Genomic DNA, 17,019 nt, shown 5'->3' with positions numbered 1-17,019 from the left:
CGCTGCCGGCGTTTGACGGTAAAGTCGGTCCAGCTCAGAGACGATGCGCGGTTCGGTCTGAACCCCCGTATACCGGGTCCTCCTTCACACCGGCACGGCGTACTGCGGCATCGAGGGTGTCGGTATCGAGGGCGGCCTCGACATATTCACGTCCGCGATGGGTCATCTCGCGAGCATAGCGCAAGCCCTGGTCACGTACCTCGTCCGCCCAGGGACCAAGCGCTTCGTCCTCGCGCCGCGTGCGCGGCAGGAGCGCGCCGAGCAGCAGTCCCGCCGCGAGGCCGACGACGCCGACCAGTAAGGGATTGTCGGACACGAACGCTTCTGTGGCGTTGCGAGTGTCACGTAGTCGGACATAGCCACGGTCGGCGAGATCCGTCACGCGGCGACCGTGCTGGTCGATACGATCGTTCGCCCAGGAGCGCACGTCGTCGTATGCGTCGGCTGCCTGTCCGCGCACTCGGTCCGCAGTCTCCTCGACACGCCCGCGTGCCGATTGCACCGCATCGGAAACACGCCCGCGCACATCTGAGGCAGCATTGGCTGCCTCCCGTGCCGTCGTCTCGGCCGTCGCCGCAGCCCGATCGCCCACGTCATGCGTCGAGGCGAGGGCATCCTTAGCCTCCTGCCGCGCGCGGTCGCTGATGTTGTGCAACGAGTGCTCGGTTTCTTGCTGCCGCGGAAGGCCGGCCTTGGCGGTAATGTCGTCCGGCAGCGATGGGCTGCCGCCACCGGGAATCTTGTTGTCGCTCATCACGCCACTCCGAATGTCATTCGATGAAGGTCGACACGCGCCTGCGCGCCGCAAATTCCGCAGTCGAACTCTCTTACCTACGACGCCCGCTAACGAGCGTGCTCCCAATGAGTCTTCGCCTTGATCAACCCGACCAGGTTGGGGCTTGTCGGCGCTGACTCAGGCTTTCGCGTCATCCTCCAAGACCCGCACAGGACGGCCACCCGGCTGATCCGGATCATAGGCTCGCTCAGCGCCGGCGCCCGGAGCCGGATCGATCCGATCGGTAAGGGGCCGTCGACTGGCCGGCGCACGCTGGCCTTGCGCGAGCTTTTTCATCAGCATTCCCACGCCCGCCGCAATCAGGAGCACAGGCAACGGGTTGCGCCGCACGACGGCCAGCGCATCGTCGTAAACGCCGTTGAGCGACGTCTGACGCGCTGAGCCCAGCATATCATCCACAAGGTTCACCGGAGAAAGGCGGTCCTGGATGCGGTCGATGGTCTGATCGAGCCGCGCGCGGCTTGCCTCGATGTCCTTCTCAAGATCCGATAAAGACTCGCTCATCCCGAAACCCTCTCTGACAGAGCGCGTGCGTCCTGCCGGACCTGTCGCGTGGTGCGCGTGGGCGCGAGATTGGACAGCGACATCGACCTCACACCGATGAAGCCAAGGATGAGGGCGACGAGAAGGAAACCACCGCCGACGATCAAAGCCGCCAGCCACTCGGAATTCACAAGCGTGGCGACGTATTTGACGAGGGCGTCGATGAACACGAGCAGTGACACCACGGCGAAGACAGCCGCAGCGACGATCATAGCGAGGCCGATGAACAGCGTGCGGACGTTGCTCACCATCTCCTGGCGGAACAGGGCGATCTCTTTGCGCGCGAGCTCGCTGGTCTCTCGCAAGGCCTCGCCGATCAGGCCTTGGATGTTACCGGGGGGAGGGGTCGACATAGGTTGCCTCCTCACACACGCTCGCGGCTGTAATCGGCATCGATATGGCGCTCGCCGGAGGCCTTGACGAAGCGCGCAAGCAGCAAGCCAGCAGCAAAGGTTGCGACTGCGACGGTGACCGGCGAACGCCGCGCGAAGGCCTCAGCATCCTCGTACAGCTCTTTGATCGAGCGGGATTCAATCGAGCCGGCAAGATCGTCGAGCCCTTCCGCGGCACTGTCGAAGAAAGCCTTCACGTTCGGCCGATCGTCGAAGGTCTTGCTGCTGTCCCGCAGCGTATTGGCGATATCGGAGACGGAGCGTGCAGCCTCGTCCTTGCGGGTCTCGGCAAACCCGAGGGCGTGCGCCCGAGCGGCCGCCGCAAAGCCCCTGCCGCGCTCGACTGCGACCTCGACCGTATCCTCGACGTCCCGCTTCAGATCCTTGAGATCTCCAGGATCGCTCGCCGGACCGGGATGAGGGGAAGCGGTCATGCGGCGGTACTCCTCTAAGAAACGATCGGTAAAGCCGGGATGCTGAAAGACGCCTCCGGGCGATGTTCGGCTGAGTAACATCGGCGGCGTCAGGGGGTTCCGCCGTGAACGGATGGGAACCCGTACCTTTCATCGAACGGAGCCGACGCCTTCGTCACAGCGTGTTCAGGTTTTGGCCGTAAAGCGACGTTGGCAGCCGCCACCTTCGACTTTCGGCGTGAAAGTCATGGCGAAACCGAAAAGCCCGGTCTAAAGTTGCACCGCCGAACGGGTAGGGGATCAGGGAACGCTGGATGCCGCTGAGTCCAACCGCGACGTCCGTCTCAATCCGCGCGAAACGCGACGGATCATGCGCTCTCTCCGCGCGTTTTATCCGCACATTGTCTCATCGATCCGAGCGGCCTGCCGCCCGGGCGAGCCGTTGAGGTCCGGAGTCCGAGTTCGTGGCACGTCTCGTCATCGTATCGAACCGCGTTGCGATACCGGCGGAGGGAAAGGCGTCGGTCTCAGCAGGCGGCCTCGCCGTCGCGGTGAACGAGGCTTTCTCCGCGTATGAGGGCCTATGGTTCGGCTGGAGCGGTGAGATCAGCGACAACCCCGATGCCGAGCCGAAACTGATCGACCGCGAACGCGTCCAATACGCGGTGCTCGATCTCTCGCCGCAGGACTACAAGGAATATTACGCGGGCTTCGCGAACCGAGCCCTCTGGCCGATCATGCATTACCGCGTGGGGCTGGGCAGCTATTCGCGCTCCGACTACTCGGGCTACCAGCGCGTCAACCGAACCTTCGCCCGAGCGCTCGCCAAGTTGCTCGAACCGGACGACCTTGTCTGGGTACACGATTACCACCTGATCCCACTGGCAAGCGAGCTGCGCGGCCAGGGTGTCGACAACCCGATCGGGTATTTCCACCACATCCCCTGGCCAGGCGCGGACGTTTTCAACACGCTGCCGGCCAGCGGAGACCTGCTTCGCGCCATCGCGGACTATGATCTGATCGGCCTGCAGACCGAGCCAGACGTCCAGAACCTGTCGCGCAACCTGATCGACCACATGCGGGCGATCCCGCTTGGCGGCGGCTCGCTGATGGTCGACGGTCGGCGCACCAAGATCCGCAGCTTCCCCATCGGGATCGACGTGGCGGGCTTCAAGGAGGCGGCCGAGAAAGCCGGTTCTAACAAGGTGGTGCGCGAGACGATGGCCGGCCTGCGCACGCGCAAGCTGCTGATCGGTGTCGACCGGCTCGACTATTCGAAGGGCGTGCCCGAGCGGATGGAGGCGGTCGACCGCTTCTTCGCCTCCAACCCGGACCAACGCGGCAATGTGGTCTACATCCAGATCACACCGAAATCCCGCAGCGAGGTGCCGGAATACGAGCAGCTCTCCCGCGAGGTGAACGAGAAGGTCGGCGACATCAACGGCATGCTCGGCGAGCCGGCCTGGACGCCGATCCAGTACGTCACCAAAGCCTATCCGCGCCCAGTCTTGGCGGGCCTCTACCGTGCGGCCCGCGTTGGCCTAGTTACGCCGATGCGCGACGGCATGAATCTGGTCGCGAAAGAATACATCGTCGCTCAGAGCGAAGAAGACCCCGGCGTCCTCGTGCTCTCGAAATTTGCGGGCGCCGCCCGGCAGATGCAGGAAGCGCTGCTGGTGAACCCCTACGATCGATTCGAGATGTCCGAGGCGATCCGTGAGGCCCTCTACATGCCGCGTGACGAGCGTCTCGCTCGCTGGAAGCCGATGAGCGAGCGGATGATCCGCGAGGACGTCGATTGGTGGGCACGCAATTTCATGACGGAGCTTGAGAGCTTCCGCATCCTCGACCGCTCGTCGTCGACGACCGCCGCGGCGGCCGAATAGCTCGGCCGGCTTTCGCAGGGGCTGCGAATCGGGCAAGGCTCGGCACCCGCTTTTATGAAAGCAGACCTCTAGGGATCCGATGATTGTCATCGAGGAGGGTGTGCCTGCGCCGCTCGGCGCGCACTTCGATGGCAGGGGCGTCAACTTCGCTCTCTTCTCCCAGAACGCGACCGCCGTAGACCTCTGCCTGTTCGATCCTGGCGAGCGACATGAGCGCCATGTCATCCGGCTGCCATGCAGGACCGACGATGTCTTTCACGGCTATCTGCACAGCGTGCTCCCAGGTCAGCATTACGGCTACCGCGTGCACGGACCGTGGGAACCTGCGCACGGGCACCGCTTCAACCCCGCCAAGCTCGTCATCGACCCTTATGCGAGGGAGATCGCCGGCCGCATCCGCTGGAATGATTCCCTCTACGGATTTCGTCGTGGCCTGCAGCGCGATGACGCGATCGACCGCCGCGACAGCGCGCCGTCGATGCTGCGCGGTGTGGTCACCCGCACGGACACGCCGGATTTCACACCCGCGCAGAACGCCCGCCCACTCTCCGAGACGGTGATCTACGAGGCGCACGTCAAGGCGCTGACCATGACCCATCCGGCGCTCTCGGCGTCGGAGCGGGGCACCTATCTCGGCCTCGCGCATCCGGCGATCATCGACCACCTGATCAAGCTCGGCGTTACCGCATTGGAACTGCTGCCGATCCAGGCCTTCGTCGACGACCGCTTTCTGGTCGAGAAGGGGCTGGTCAATTTCTGGGGCTACCAGCCCTACAACTACTTCGCGCCCGAGCCGCGTTACCTCGGCGATGGCGGGACGGGCGGCTTGCGCTACGCAATCCGCGAACTGGCGGCAGCGGGCATCGAGACCATTCTCGACGTCGTCTACAACCATACTGCCGAGGGTGGGTCCACGGGGCCAACCCTGTCGTTCCGCGGCATTGACAACTACAGCTACTACAAACTCAAGCCCGAGAACCTGCGCGACGATGTCGACTGCACGGGCTGCGGCAACACGCTGGACGTCGCAAATCCGCGCGTCATGCAGATGGTGCTCGATAGCCTGCGTTACTGGGTCCAGTCTTACGGCGTCGCCGGCTTCCGCTTCGATCTGGCGACCAGCTTAGGTCGCGCACCCTACGACTTCTGGCATCGGGCTGCCTTCTTCCAGGCCGTCCGACAGGATCCGGTGCTAGCCCGGGTCAAACTCATCGCCGAACCTTGGGACGTCGGCCATGGCGGCTACCGGCTCGGTGGTTACCCCTACGGTTGGAGCGAGTGGAACGACCAATTCCGCGACAACCTGCGCAGTTTCTGGCGCGGAGATCATGGGCTCGTTGGCAAGCTGACCCAAGGCCTCTCGGGCTCGCGCGAGATCTTCAATCCGTCGGGGCGGGCGCCACAGGCCAGCATCAACTACGCCGCCTCGCATGACGGCTACACGCTGGCCGACGTCGTCTCCTATGAGCAGAAGCACAACCAAGCCAACGGTGAGGAGAACCGCGACGGGCACGGCCACAACCTCTCCCGCAACTACGGTGCCGAGGGGCCGACGGACGATCCCGCGATCCTGTCGCTCCGCGCGCGCCAGACCCGCAACATGCTGGCGACCGTCTTCCTCGCCCAGGGCGTGCCGATGCTGCTGATGGGCGACGAGCGCGGCCGCACCCAGCAGGGAAACAACAACGCCTATTGCCAGGACAACGCCGTGAGTTGGATGGACTGGGCGTACGACCCCGATCCAGAACTCGCGACCTTCGTCGGCAACCTCTCGGCATTGCGGCGCCGCTGTCCCTCGCTCCGGCGTCGGCATTTCCTGAACGGCGCCCATGTCGACGGCACGGAGCTGCGCGACGTGCACTGGCTCTCACCGGACGGCACGGAGATGGACGGAGCCGCCTGGGACGACGGCAGCCGGCAAGCCTTCGGCATGCAGATCGGCAACGATATCGAGGGCGCGCAACGCGTGCTTGTGCTGATGAACGCGGCCGAGACCCCTTGCGAGTTCCGGCTCGCATCCGCGATCGGCGGCCCATGGCGACGGGTCTTTGACACGACGCTGGCGGCCGGAGCCGTTCCACCGAACACCGTCCCGCTCGTCGCGGAGGGCGGCAGCGTGCCGGTGGCTCCGCGCAGCGTCCTCGTGCTCAAGGCGCCTCCGGTCCCCACCGCTGACGAGTGCGGCGGGATAGCGTGAGCCGAGCGGGTGGTCAGGCCTGCAGCGCCTCCTCAGCCGCCGGAGCCACCCGCGCGAGCAGTTCACGCTCGTAGGCGATGAGTTCTCGGCCGAGCTTCAGGGCACGGTACTGCTCTCCGGACGTCATACACTCGTGGATCGCAGCGATGCGTGGCGCCATGCTCGGTGCCGCCTCCATGATCTGGGTTGCAAGAGCGGTGAAGCCGTTCTCAGCTTCGAATGTCTCGTCGACAAGGTAGATCACCTGCAACAGCACGTAGAGCTTCTTGCAGGGCGTATCCGCCTCGCTCTCGGTGATAATCTCGCTCTCGCGCAGGAACTTTGTGTTCGTCTCGAGCACGAAGCTCGCCCGGCGGTCGCCGTTGCGGATCGCGGCGTTGCCGATGATGAGCCGCTCGTTGGGCTTCAGGTCGATCTTGAGGGGCATCAGTCGCTCCCGTTTCAATTCGGCCGAAGTGTCGGCCCAGCGCTGTTAAGAAAGCGTCAGTCAACTTGACAAGGAGAGGGCAATGACGCCGAGTCTCGACGATCCAGGTAAGATTTCGGAAGGAGGCAAGGGCGCTTGATCGGGTCACTCCAAAACGGGGTGCATCAGATCAAAAGGATCTACCGACCATGTCTTCCAGCGTTACCCTTTCCTCGGCCGTCCGTCAGAACCTGCTCTCGCTGCAGGACACCGCTTCTCTGACGGCGACCACGCAGAATCGACTTGCTACCGGCAAGAAGGTCGCTTCGGCCCTGGACAACCCCGTCAACTTCTTCACCGCCCAGTCGCTCAGCGCCCGTTCGGGTGATCTCGGCGGCCTCCTCGACGGTATCTCGAACGGTATTCAGACCATTCAGGCTGCCAACCAGGGCATCACCTCGATCCAGAAGCTGGTCGACTCCGCCAAGTCGATCGCGTCTCAGGCTCTCGCGAGCAAGAACACGCAGACGAACGGCACGGCAACCACTGCTTTTGCTGCTCCGGCGGCGGACACCACGGTTGCCTTCACGTTGGACGGCTCTGCTAAATCGATCAATCTGACTACGGCCGACACGATCCAGACCACCGTTGACAAGCTTAACACGGCTGCTGGCAGCGCGCTGTTCAGCGTCAGCGGCACGAAGATCGCTGTCGGCGGCACGGGCAACGTTGCCTTCGCCGACGCGGAGGGCGCCAAGCTCGGCTTTGCCGCTGCCGGTGCTGACCTGACAGTCGAGGACAAGACCCGCACCGCTTTGACGGCGCAGTTCAACTCGCTGCTGACCCAGATCGACCAGCTGGCCAAGGACTCCAGCTACAACGGCGTGAACCTGCTCAGCAGCAGCGCAACGACCAACAAGCTGCACATCTCGTTCAACGAAAAGGACTCTTCGAGCCTCGACGTGCAGGGTGTGGATCTGACGTCCTCGGGCCTCGGCCTGTCGGCGATCGCCACCACCGGCGCCAACTCGAACTTCCAGGCCGATGCCGACGTCAACGCAGCGGTCAGCAAGCTGACGACCGCCAGCAATACCCTGCGTACCCAGGCTTCGACCTTCGGCTCGAACCTCTCGGTCGTGCAGAACCGCCAGGACTTCTCCAAGCAGCTGATCAACGTTTTGGACACCGGCGCTGCGAACCTCACCAGCGCCGATCTGAACGAAGAGGCGGCCAACTCGCAGGCCCTGTCGACCCGTCAGTCGCTCGGCATCTCGGCTCTCTCGCTCGCCAACCAGGCTCAGCAGGGCATCCTGCAGCTCCTGCGCTGATCGACGCGACAGCCTCAACGACAAAAAAGGAGCGGCCGGGGATCTCCCCGGCTGCTTCGTCGTGCTCGTTTTTGCGAAAGGCTTGTTTCCATTAACCAAAACGCAAGTACCGGCGTGGTTCATTAACCCTAATACCGGCTTATCCGGTCCACTTCCGGTTGGGGTCCGCGTCTATGTCTTCCGAAATAACCCTCTCGGCCGCGACGCGGCAGAACCTGCTCTCGCTGCAGGATACCGCCGCTCTGACCGCGACAACGCAGAACCGTCTGTCGACCGGCCTGAAGGTCTCTTCGGCTCTCGATAACCCGGTCAACTTCTTCACTGCCCAGAGCTTCTCGAGCCGCTCCGGCGACCTCAGCGCGCTGCTCGACTCGATCTCGAATGGCGTGCAGACCATCCAAGCCGCCAACCAGGGCATTACTTCGATCCAGAAGCTGATTGACTCCGCGAAGTCGACGGCCAACCAGGCGCTGACCACCCAGCTCTCGACGTCTGGCACTGCGTCCAACGACTATACGGCCGCGGCGAATACGGTCGCCTTCTACATCAATGGGACGCCAAAAACGGCAAATATCCTAGCAACTGATAATATCGATCAAGCAATCACGAAGCTCAACGCTGCTGCGGGCGATGCCAGCGGTCCTCTTACGATTTTTTCCAAAGACATTACAGGAAAGAAGATCGTACTCAACGCCAGTGCTGATGTGGAATTCGCGGCTACGACGGATCAAACGGCCTTAGGTTTTGCAGCCGGCACCGGCAGCACGACGGACAAGTTTGGCACGGGCAATAATGTCGTTGGCAAATCCGGTGATCTCACGGTCTCCGGCGTCGACACACGTGCTAAACTTGCCGAGCAGTTCAACGGCCTACTGACCCAGATCACTCAGCTCGCCAAGGATGCTAGTTTCAACGGCGTAAATCTGATCAGCAATGGCGACCCAACCAACAAGTTGCACATCGCATTCAACGAGAAGGACACGTCTAACCTTGACATTCAGGGCCAAGACCTGACCTCGGATGGCCTCAAGCTGAAAGCGATCGGGCCAGATTCAGGCACGAACATCGGCGTGGGCAAGTTCCTGCTCGACAACGACATCAAATCCACGATCGCCAGCCTTGGCACGGCTTCCGATACGTTGCGCGCGTCGAGCTCAACCTTCGGCTCGAACCTTTCCGTGGTGCAGAACCGCCAGGACTTCACCAAGAAGATCGTCAACGTGCTCGATACCGGCGCAGCCAACCTGACTCAGGCCGACCTGAACGCCGAAGCCGCCAACTCACAGGCGCTCTCGACCCGTCAGTCGCTCGGCATCTCGGCGCTATCCCTCGCCAACCAGGCGCAGCAGGGCATCCTGCAGCTTCTGCGGTAACACCGCATCTAACCCGGTTGTAGCGGCCGAGGCGGGAGCCTCGGCCGTTTTCGTTCAAGCGTGACCATTAGAGGTCGCGTAACTGCTCCAGACATACACATGCCAGTGATCTGCAAACTGCAGGATGCGGCATGTCCAACGGCACGCTCGATTGGGGCGACGAAAACCCGGACCTGCCGGCTGCCATCGGCATCGGAGAGGGCAATCCCTTGGTGGATCGCCGGGAGCCGCGCAGCCAAGCGAACCTGATCGCGACGATCCGCCTATCGTCCGGCGAAGAGATCCGCTGCATCGTCAGGGATGTCTCGAAGTCCGGTGCACGACTGGGCCTGCCCCGGGGATGCGTGCTGCCCGAAAGCTTCATGTTCAAGGTAAGCGGACGCCGCTTCGTCTTCTTGGTTCGGCTGGCTTGGCAGCGGGACTGCTATGCCGGCGTGCGTATCGAACGCATCGCGCGGCTGCCCGCGAACGCTGCCAACTGACTTCGCCTCCCTTGCGACTTCGCCCCTCCGCGCATTCGGCGCATAAGGGCTGATGGCGCGCGAAGCGAAGGAGTTCATGGGCATGGCAGCCAACGTCACGGTGGTGGATCACCCCCTCGTGCAGCACAAGCTTACACTGATGCGCGACGTGACGCGCTCGACGAAGGGCTTTCGCGAGCTTCTCAACGAGATCGGCATGCTGCTGGCCTACGAGGTGACGCGCGACCTGCCCCTCGAACCCGTGACCATCGAGACACCGCTCGTGGAAATGGAGGGCCGACGGATCGCCGGTAAGAAGCTGGTGCTGGCGCCCATCCTGCGGGCGGGCGTGGGTTTTCTGGACGGCATGCTGTCACTGATGCCCGCCGCGCGTGTTGCCCATGTGGGTATCTACCGAGATCCCGAGACGCTCCAGGCGGTGGAGTATTATTTCAAGAGCCCGTCAGATCTCGCTGACCGCACCGTGCTGGTGCTCGATCCTATGCTCGCGACGGCCAATTCTGCGGTCGCTGCGATCGAGCAACTGAAACGGCGCGGTGCGCTCGATCTTCGCTTCGTCTGCCTGCTCGCGGCACCGGAGGGCATTGCCCACCTGCAGCAGGCCCATCCGGATGTTCCGGTCTGGACGGCAGCGATCGACAGCCACCTGAACGACCACAGCTACATCGTGCCTGGCCTCGGAGACGCCGGAGATCGCATGTACGGCACGCGCTGAGACGAATCCCCCTTGCCGCAGCGGGCAACCTTCGCAACTAGGGGAGACGCCTCAAGGAGTTCCCCGATGCCCGTGCCCGCGACCATGCGTCAGATCCGCTTCGAGGGCTCGGGCGGCCCCGAGGTCATTTCGGTTGAAACCGTGCCGGTTCCGAAACCCGGCCCGGGGCAGGTGTTGATCGAAGTTGTGGCCGCCGGTGTGAACCGGCCGGACGTGATGCAGCGTCAGGGCCTCTACCCTCCGCCCAAGGGGGCCACGGAGGTCCCTGGCCTCGAGATCGGCGGAAGGATCGTGGCCCTCGGCGAGGGCGTGTCTGGCCTCCGCGAGGGCGATGAGGTCTGCGCGCTGGTAATCAGCGGCGGCTATGCCGAGTTCGCGGTCGCAGAAGCAGGCCAGGTTCTGCCGAAGCCGGCGTCGCTCTCGCTGGTCGAGGCGGCGGCGCTGCCTGAGACGGTATTCACCGTCTACAGCACAGTCATCCAGCGCGGACGCCTGAAGAAGGGCGAGCGCTTCTTGGTCCATGGCGGATCGAGCGGCATCGGCACCACGGCGATTCAGATCGCCAAGCAGCATGGCGCCACCGTCTATGCCACCGCCGGCTCAGCCGAAAAGTGCCGGTTCTGCGAGGAACTTGGGGCAGATGCCGCGGTCGATTACCGGGAGGCCGACTTCGCCGAGGAGATCAAGCGGCTTACGGATGGCAAAGGCGTCGACGTGATCCTCGACATGGTTGGTGCGGCTTACCTGTCGAAGAACATCGCTTCACTGGCGGTGGAAGGCCGCCTCGTCCAGATCGCCTTCATGAAGGGCTACAAGGCAGAGAGCGTGAACCTGACCCCGATCATGCTCAAGCGCCTTACCATCACCGGCGCTACGCTTCGGGCGCAGCCGAAGGAGAACAAGGCCGCGATCGCTGACGAGCTACGCGAAAAGGTGTGGCCGCTAATTGAGGCTGGCAAGATCAAGCCGATCGTGCACGAGACTTTCCCGCTGGAAGACGCCGCCAAGGCTCATGCATTGATGGAATCGAGCGCCCATCTCGGGAAGATCATGCTCGTGACCGGGCGCTAGCCGCGCTGGTCCAATGCTGCAGCGATTATCCGGTCGAGACCTATGGCCGCGACCGGGGATTAGGAACACTTGTCGCACCCTTGCGTTTGCCGCCCGTCACGATGTCGTGACGTCGCGCAAGTTGAGGGATTGATGGCCAAGGTTGAAACTGGAACCCAGTCACGGCAGGGCGACAAGGGAAAGCCTGTCCTTTACATCCTCATCGCCGCGGTGATCCTCGCAGTGATCGCCGGGGCTGGTGCGTTGACTTGGCAGAGTTCAGTCTCGCCAACCGACCGCGCCAGCAGCAGTCAGGATGCCGCCCGGCAGACAGCGACGACCCCGAGCACCGCACCGGCCGCCCGGGAACCGTCAGAGAACCCGTCGAACCCCGCACCGGCGCAGCAGAAGGCAAACTGATCGGGGAGGGCAGAGGCGCCGGGCTTCAGCGCGTGGGGATCGGCGTCTCGCCGCGATAATCGTAGAAGCCTCGTTTGGTCTTACGGCCGAGCCAGCCGGCTTCGACGTATTTAACAAGCAGCGGGCAGGGCCGATACTTCGAGTCGGCCAGCCCCTCATAGAGTACCTGCATCACGGAGAGGCACGTATCGAGACCTATGAAGTCGGCGAGTTGCAGCGGACCCATAGGATGGTTCGCGCCGAGCTTCATCGCAGTATCAATCGCCTCTACCGAGCCCACGCCCTCATAGAGCGTGTAGATCGCCTCGTTGATCATCGGCAGCAGGATGCGGTTGACGATGAAGGCCGGGAAATCTTCCGACATCGTCGAAATCTTACCGAGCTTGGCGATGAAGTGCTTGGCCGCCTCGTAGGTCGCGTCTTCGGTCGCGATGCCGCGGATCAGCTCGACGAGCTGCATCAGAGGCACCGGGTTCATGAAGTGAATGCCGATGAAGCGCTCGGGCCGATCGGTGGATGCAGCGAGGCGCGTGATCGAGATCGATGACGTGTTGGTGGCGACCAGGGTGTCGGGGCGCAGGGACGGACAGAGCGACTGGAAGATCTGGCGCTTGATAGCTTCGTCTTCGGTGGCCGCTTCGATCACGAGATCGCAGGCCTCCAGATCCGAAAAACCCTGCGCCGTAGCGATGCGGCCCAATGCGCCCCGGCTCTGCTCCTCAGTCAGCGTGCCCTTCTGGACTTGCCGAGACAGGTTGCCCTCGATCGCGGAGAGACCCATCCTGATGCGATCGGGATCGCGATCGTTCAAGCGGACGTCGAGGCCGGCCACCGCGCAGACATGGGCGATACCGTTACCCATCTGCCCGGCGCCAATGATGCCGACCGTCCTGATATCGAGGGCCATTGCCGTTTCCGAATCCTCAGATACCGCGAGGGTGCCGTGCGGTCCGCCCACCAACATGCGGCGACGCAACAATCACGTCAAACGCGCTCCGTAATACATTTTCGATCTTTGGGGAGCCCCCTCGAAGGACTTGCGGTCTATGAAATTTCTCCGGCCCGCAGAACGGGCCGGATCGTACGCTCGTTTCAGCCCTTGATCTTGGCTACGGCCGCCTGCAGCTCGGGCACAATCTGGAAGAGATCTCCGACGAGACCGTAATCGGCCACCTGGAAGATCGGGGCGTCCTCGTCTTTGTTGATCGCAACGATGACCTTCGAGTCCTTCATGCCAGCGAGATGCTGAATCGCGCCGGAAATGCCGACGGCAACGTAGAGGTCGGGTGCCACCACCTTGCCGGTCTGACCGACCTGCCAGTCGTTCGGCGCGTAACCGGCATCAACCGCTGCGCGCGAGGCGCCAACACCGGCACCGAAGGCGTCGGCCAACGGCTCGATGACTTCCTTGAACTTGTCGGACGAGCCGAGCGCGCGGCCGCCGGACACGATGATCTTGGCTGAGGCGAGTTCGGGGCGATCGGACTTCGCGATCTCCTCGCTCTTGTAGGTCGAGCCACCGGCCTCCTGCGCGCCTTCCGAGACGGCCTCGACAGGCGCGGGCGAACCGCCTTCGCCGGTCGGCTTGAAGGAGGCGCCACGCACGGTGATCACCTTCTTGCCCTCGGGCGCCTGCACCGTCTGGATCGCGTTACCGGCATAGATCGGCCGCTCGAAGGTATCGGGCGAGACCACCTTGATGATGTCTGAGACCTGAGCAACGTCGAGCAGTGCCGCGACGCGCGGCAGAATGTTCTTACCGGTGGTCGAGGCCGAGGCGACGATGGCGTCGTAGGGGCCGGCGATCTTGGCAATGAGCGCGGCAATCGGCTCGGGCATATCGTGGTCGTAGACGGCGTCTTCGGCGTTCAGCACCTTCTCGACGCCGTCGAGCTTGCCGGCAGCCTCGGCGGCAGCCTTGCTGCCGGCACCGAGCACCAGGGCGTGGATGGGGGCGCCGAGTTCCTTGGCGGCAGTAAGCGCCTTGAGCGTGCCATCCTTGATCTCGGAATTGGCGTGCTCGACATAGAGGAGCGTAGTCATCAATCGGATCTCGCAAATCTGGGGAGACGGCGCCGCTCGACCGCCGAGACGGGAACGGCGCGGGATGGATAGGCGTCAGATGACGCCGGCTTCGTTCTTGAGCTTCGAGACCAGCTCGGAGACGGACCCGACCTTGACGCCGGCAGAGCGGCCCGGGGGTTCGGTGGTCTTCAGAACCTTGAGGCGTGGCGTAACGTCGACACCGAGTTCTTCGGCCGAGAGCGTATCGAGCGGCTTCTTCTTCGCCTTCATGATGTTCGGCAGCGAGGCGTAGCGCGGCTCGTTGAGGCGAAGATCAGTGGTGACGATCGCCGGCAGCTTGAGCGTAACGGTCTGCAGCCCGCCATCGACCTCGCGGGTCACGTCGATGCTCTCCCCCTCGAAGGTGAGCTTGTAGGCAAAGGTGCCCTGCGGCCATCCAAGCAGCGCGCCCAGCATCTGGCCGGTCTGGTTGCAATCGTCGTCGATCGCTTGCTTACCGAGAATGACGAGCTGAGGGGTCTCCTTCTCGACCACCGCCTTCAGCAGCTTGGCGACTGCCAGCGGCTCGGTGTTCACGTCGGTCTTCACCAGGACCGCGCGATCGGCACCCATGGCGAGAGCGGTGCGCAGGGTCTCCTGAGCCTTGTCCGGTCCGATCGATACGGCGACCACCTCGGTCACCTTGCCCGCCTCCTTCAACTTGATCGCTTCCTCGACCGCGATCTCGTCGAAGGGATTCATCGACATCTTGACGTTGGCGAGCTCGACGCCGGAGCCGTCGGCCTTCACACGGATCTTGACGTTGTAGTCGACAACCCGCTTGACGGGCACGAGAACCTTCATGGGTACAGCTTCCTCCGGCACGTCGCGGCAGGCCCAAAGCCCTAGGAGCGGGCGGCCCGCAACGGCGACGGTCATCAACAATGGATGAATTACGGTCTGGACCGTAACGAGCCGATTTCGGGCTTGTCAACGCAGTCAAACGTCCGAGAGGTGCCTGCGCCACAAGCGCTTTCGCGGGCATCGACAGAGCCGTGATCGGATACCTGGTCGGACCTGTATCGCTTGAGCGTCTGACCATCGCGCCGTGGATGCGGTGTGGCCTCCAACCGGCGGCATTAAATGCGCGCGGCCAGGCTTTCACACCGCGAGACGTGCCGATCCTGGGTCGGTCCTGCACAAACCAATATCGGTCCGGCGAAGCCTTTTTGGATGCCTCGCCCTGTTTTCATGCTACTATGTTGCGATGCACAATGAACGCGATTGCTGTCCTCTGGCAGATTTCTTCAACCCGCTCCCTGGGATGCTGATGCTTGGCCTCGAGGCGCAGAAGGTTATTGGGATGCGGATGGTCCGGATTGCCTGGGGAGGGCAGGCCGGGCAGGCCGAACTCCAATCGATGGTCTCCGAGAAGATCAGCGCCGGCCTGGAGGCGTTCGGAACGCTCCTGAGCGGTGGATCGCCCGAGATGGTGGTGGAGCGCTACCGCGAGCACGTTGCCGCCAATGTCGAGCGGCTCACTAAATCCTGAATTCGGCCGCGACGGGTTGATATCAACGGTTTTTGCCCGGCACCCACAGCACGTCGTCGGCGCCGTTGCCGTTGGCGACGCGCGAGGTGACAAACAGGAAGTCCGACAACCGGTTCAAATACTGCACCGCCTCCGGCGAGATCTTTTCGGACTCGATCGCCGCCAGTGCCACCGTCACGCGCTCTGCACGCCGGCATACGGTGCGGGCGAGATGCAGGGCCGCTGCAAGCGGCGAGCCGCCCGGCAGGACGAAGGACGTCAACGGCTTCAAATCTGCGTTGAGGATGTCGATCTCCTCCTCGATGCGCGTGACCTGGGAGGGCACGATCCGAAGCGGCTCGTATCCCAGCGGCGTGTCGCTTGGCGGCGTTGCGAGGTCGGCGCCGAGGTCGAACAGGTCGTTCTGGATCGCCGCTAGCATCGCATCGATCCGAGTATCCGCATGCAGGCGGGCGAGCCCGACGCAGGCATTGGTCTCGTCGACGCAGCCATAGGCCTCGACCCGGAGATCGGCCTTGGAGCGCCGCTCGCCGTTAGCGAGGCCCGTCGTGCCCCTATCACCAGTGCGCGTGTAGATCTTGTTCAGCTTGACCACGGCCTGCCGTCCCTTCGAGCCAAGAAAAAGCCCGCCCGGCGAGGGTGTCTCGCGCGCAGCGGGGCCTTTGCAAGCGGATCTCACCGTATCAGGCGCTAGAAGCGCCTGACGAAATCAGAACGTGTAGCCGATCTTGCCGCCGAAATTCGTCAGGCCGCGGTTGTCGTGGCACAGGCCGGCATTCGACATGTGCTCGACGGTTGCCATGACGCTCCAATGCTCGGTGATGCGGAAACCGAGTGCCGCAGCCTCACGGAACAACGGATTGCATCCAAGGCGGTTGAAGCCGAACGGCGCGCCGACCTTCGGGCCCGTATAGCCGTCATGCGCCGCGCCGCCGAAGAAGCCCTCGACGAACACGCGCCGATTGAAGGTCTCGGGGAAGATGTCGAACGTCCAGGTACCGCCGATATACGCGTAGCTCGTGCGTCCGCCGGTGCTGTAGCTGCCGCCGACGGTCGGACGGGGCACGAAGGCCTGCCAGAACGGATCGGCGCTGACCGGCGGCTTGGCGAACAGGATTTCGCCGTTGACGTCGACCTTGCTCCAGTTTCCGAGCTTGCCCTCAGGCGCGCCGGGATCGTGCACCGCGCCGCCGACCCGTACCTCGGACACGATGCTGTAGGGCTGCACCGGCGCCATGTATGGGATCGGGGCCGGAGCAGGCGGGCTGAGATCGGCCGCCTGTGTGGCGCTCGTCGCAACCGCCAGGGCGATGGTGCCGGCGAGAAGGCGGGAGAAGGTCGTGTACATCGGCAGGCGATCCGGGGTTCAGCCTGCACCAATTATCACGGCCAGGCTTGTCCGGGATGCCAATTCATCCGGGCCGAGATTGTTAACCGGGCTGTGCGTCCTGCCAGTCACACC

19 protein-coding genes are annotated in these 17,019 nt (G+C 63.5%); 9 read left to right on the top strand and 10 right to left on the bottom strand.

The window, feature by feature from the left end:
- Window positions 1–34: 34 nt before the first annotated feature.
- From MGN01_RS03220 to MGN01_RS03205, 4 genes are all read right to left on the bottom strand, one after another.
- Window positions 35–754, bottom strand: coding sequence for a hypothetical protein (locus tag MGN01_RS03220; RefSeq protein ID WP_147045124.1), 720 nt, complete (start codon window positions 752–754; stop codon window positions 35–37).
- Window positions 755–913: 159 nt separating this feature from the next.
- Complete coding sequence (locus MGN01_RS03215; protein WP_147045123.1) at window positions 914–1,300, bottom strand: DUF3618 domain-containing protein; 387 nt, start codon at window positions 1,298–1,300, stop codon at window positions 914–916.
- The gene (locus MGN01_RS03210; protein ID WP_147045122.1) at window positions 1,297–1,692 is read right to left on the bottom strand and encodes a phage holin family protein; all 396 of its coding nucleotides are present in this window, start codon (window positions 1,690–1,692) and stop codon (window positions 1,297–1,299) included. The genes MGN01_RS03215 and MGN01_RS03210 overlap by 4 nt, the downstream gene beginning before the upstream one ends.
- Before the next feature lie 11 nt (window positions 1,693–1,703).
- Entirely contained in the window at window positions 1,704–2,165 is a 462-nt protein-coding gene (locus MGN01_RS03205; RefSeq protein ID WP_147045121.1) for a hypothetical protein, read from the bottom strand.
- A gap of 443 nt (window positions 2,166–2,608) precedes the next feature.
- Between MGN01_RS03205 and MGN01_RS03200 the strand changes: the two genes are divergently transcribed.
- Together MGN01_RS03200 and glgX are read left to right on the top strand one after the other, a co-directional pair.
- Window positions 2,609–4,030: an alpha,alpha-trehalose-phosphate synthase (UDP-forming) gene (locus tag MGN01_RS03200; protein ID WP_147045120.1), complete on the top strand. Its 1,422-nt coding sequence runs from the start codon at window positions 2,609–2,611 to the stop codon at window positions 4,028–4,030.
- A gap of 79 nt (window positions 4,031–4,109) precedes the next feature.
- Entirely contained in the window at window positions 4,110–6,227 is a 2,118-nt protein-coding gene (glgX, locus tag MGN01_RS03195; protein ID WP_147045119.1) for a glycogen debranching protein GlgX, read from the top strand.
- A gap of 13 nt (window positions 6,228–6,240) precedes the next feature.
- On the opposite strand, the gene MGN01_RS03190 is transcribed toward glgX, so the two are convergent.
- Window positions 6,241–6,654, bottom strand: a complete 414-nt coding sequence (locus MGN01_RS03190) for a flagellar biosynthesis repressor FlbT (protein ID WP_147045118.1) — start codon at window positions 6,652–6,654, stop codon at window positions 6,241–6,243.
- Window positions 6,655–6,842: 188 nt separating this feature from the next.
- Between MGN01_RS03190 and MGN01_RS03185 the strand changes: the two genes are divergently transcribed.
- From MGN01_RS03185 to MGN01_RS03160, 6 genes are all read left to right on the top strand, one after another.
- Window positions 6,843–7,961 (top strand): flagellin N-terminal helical domain-containing protein, encoded by a 1,119-nt coding sequence (locus MGN01_RS03185; RefSeq protein WP_147045117.1) that lies wholly within the window; start codon window positions 6,843–6,845, stop codon window positions 7,959–7,961.
- A gap of 173 nt (window positions 7,962–8,134) precedes the next feature.
- Complete coding sequence (locus tag MGN01_RS03180) at window positions 8,135–9,334, top strand: flagellin N-terminal helical domain-containing protein (RefSeq protein ID WP_147045116.1); 1,200 nt, start codon at window positions 8,135–8,137, stop codon at window positions 9,332–9,334.
- 131 nt (window positions 9,335–9,465) lie between these two features.
- Window positions 9,466–9,816, top strand: a complete 351-nt coding sequence (locus MGN01_RS03175) for a PilZ domain-containing protein (protein ID WP_147045115.1) — start codon at window positions 9,466–9,468, stop codon at window positions 9,814–9,816.
- A gap of 52 nt (window positions 9,817–9,868) precedes the next feature.
- Window positions 9,869–10,531 carry a uracil phosphoribosyltransferase gene (upp, locus tag MGN01_RS03170; protein WP_238258023.1) on the top strand — a complete coding sequence of 221 codons (663 nt, stop codon included), beginning with the start codon at window positions 9,869–9,871 and terminating at the stop codon, window positions 10,529–10,531.
- 66 nt (window positions 10,532–10,597) lie between these two features.
- Entirely contained in the window at window positions 10,598–11,602 is a 1,005-nt protein-coding gene (locus tag MGN01_RS03165) for an NAD(P)H-quinone oxidoreductase (protein ID WP_147045114.1), read from the top strand.
- A 132-nt stretch (window positions 11,603–11,734) separates the two neighbouring features.
- A complete protein-coding gene (locus tag MGN01_RS03160; protein ID WP_147045113.1) occupies window positions 11,735–12,001 on the top strand; it encodes a flagellar basal body-associated FliL family protein in 267 nt (88 codons plus the stop codon).
- Window positions 12,002–12,026: 25 nt separating this feature from the next.
- Here the strand turns inward: MGN01_RS03160 and MGN01_RS03155 are convergent, their stop codons facing one another.
- The 3 genes from MGN01_RS03155 to MGN01_RS03145 form a co-directional block, all read right to left on the bottom strand.
- On the bottom strand, window positions 12,027–12,908 hold the full coding sequence (locus tag MGN01_RS03155; RefSeq protein WP_147045112.1) for a 3-hydroxybutyryl-CoA dehydrogenase: 882 nt from the start codon (window positions 12,906–12,908) through the stop codon (window positions 12,027–12,029).
- Between the two features lie 185 nt (window positions 12,909–13,093).
- Entirely contained in the window at window positions 13,094–14,044 is a 951-nt protein-coding gene (locus MGN01_RS03150; RefSeq protein WP_147045111.1) for an electron transfer flavoprotein subunit alpha/FixB family protein, read from the bottom strand.
- Between the two features lie 75 nt (window positions 14,045–14,119).
- A complete protein-coding gene (locus MGN01_RS03145; protein WP_147045110.1) occupies window positions 14,120–14,869 on the bottom strand; it encodes an electron transfer flavoprotein subunit beta/FixA family protein in 750 nt (249 codons plus the stop codon).
- A gap of 466 nt (window positions 14,870–15,335) precedes the next feature.
- Here MGN01_RS03145 and MGN01_RS03140 point away from each other — a divergent pair, with 466 nt between their 5' ends.
- Entirely contained in the window at window positions 15,336–15,557 is a 222-nt protein-coding gene (locus MGN01_RS03140; protein ID WP_373319186.1) for a hypothetical protein, read from the top strand.
- Between the two features lie 22 nt (window positions 15,558–15,579).
- Here the strand turns inward: MGN01_RS03140 and MGN01_RS03135 are convergent, their stop codons facing one another.
- A complete protein-coding gene (locus tag MGN01_RS03135) occupies window positions 15,580–16,152 on the bottom strand; it encodes a cob(I)yrinic acid a,c-diamide adenosyltransferase (protein ID WP_147045109.1) in 573 nt (190 codons plus the stop codon).
- Window positions 16,153–16,266: 114 nt separating this feature from the next.
- Complete coding sequence (locus MGN01_RS03130; RefSeq protein WP_147045108.1) at window positions 16,267–16,905, bottom strand: acyloxyacyl hydrolase; 639 nt, start codon at window positions 16,903–16,905, stop codon at window positions 16,267–16,269.
- Between the last annotated feature and the right edge of the window lie 114 nt (window positions 16,906–17,019).

It is taken from the genome of Methylobacterium gnaphalii (assembly GCF_007992215.1).
Classification (GTDB): Bacteria; Pseudomonadota; Alphaproteobacteria; order Rhizobiales; family Beijerinckiaceae; genus Methylobacterium; species Methylobacterium gnaphalii.
Note: the sequence above shows the minus strand (reverse complement) of the source record. Positions and strands in the feature narration are given on the sequence as shown.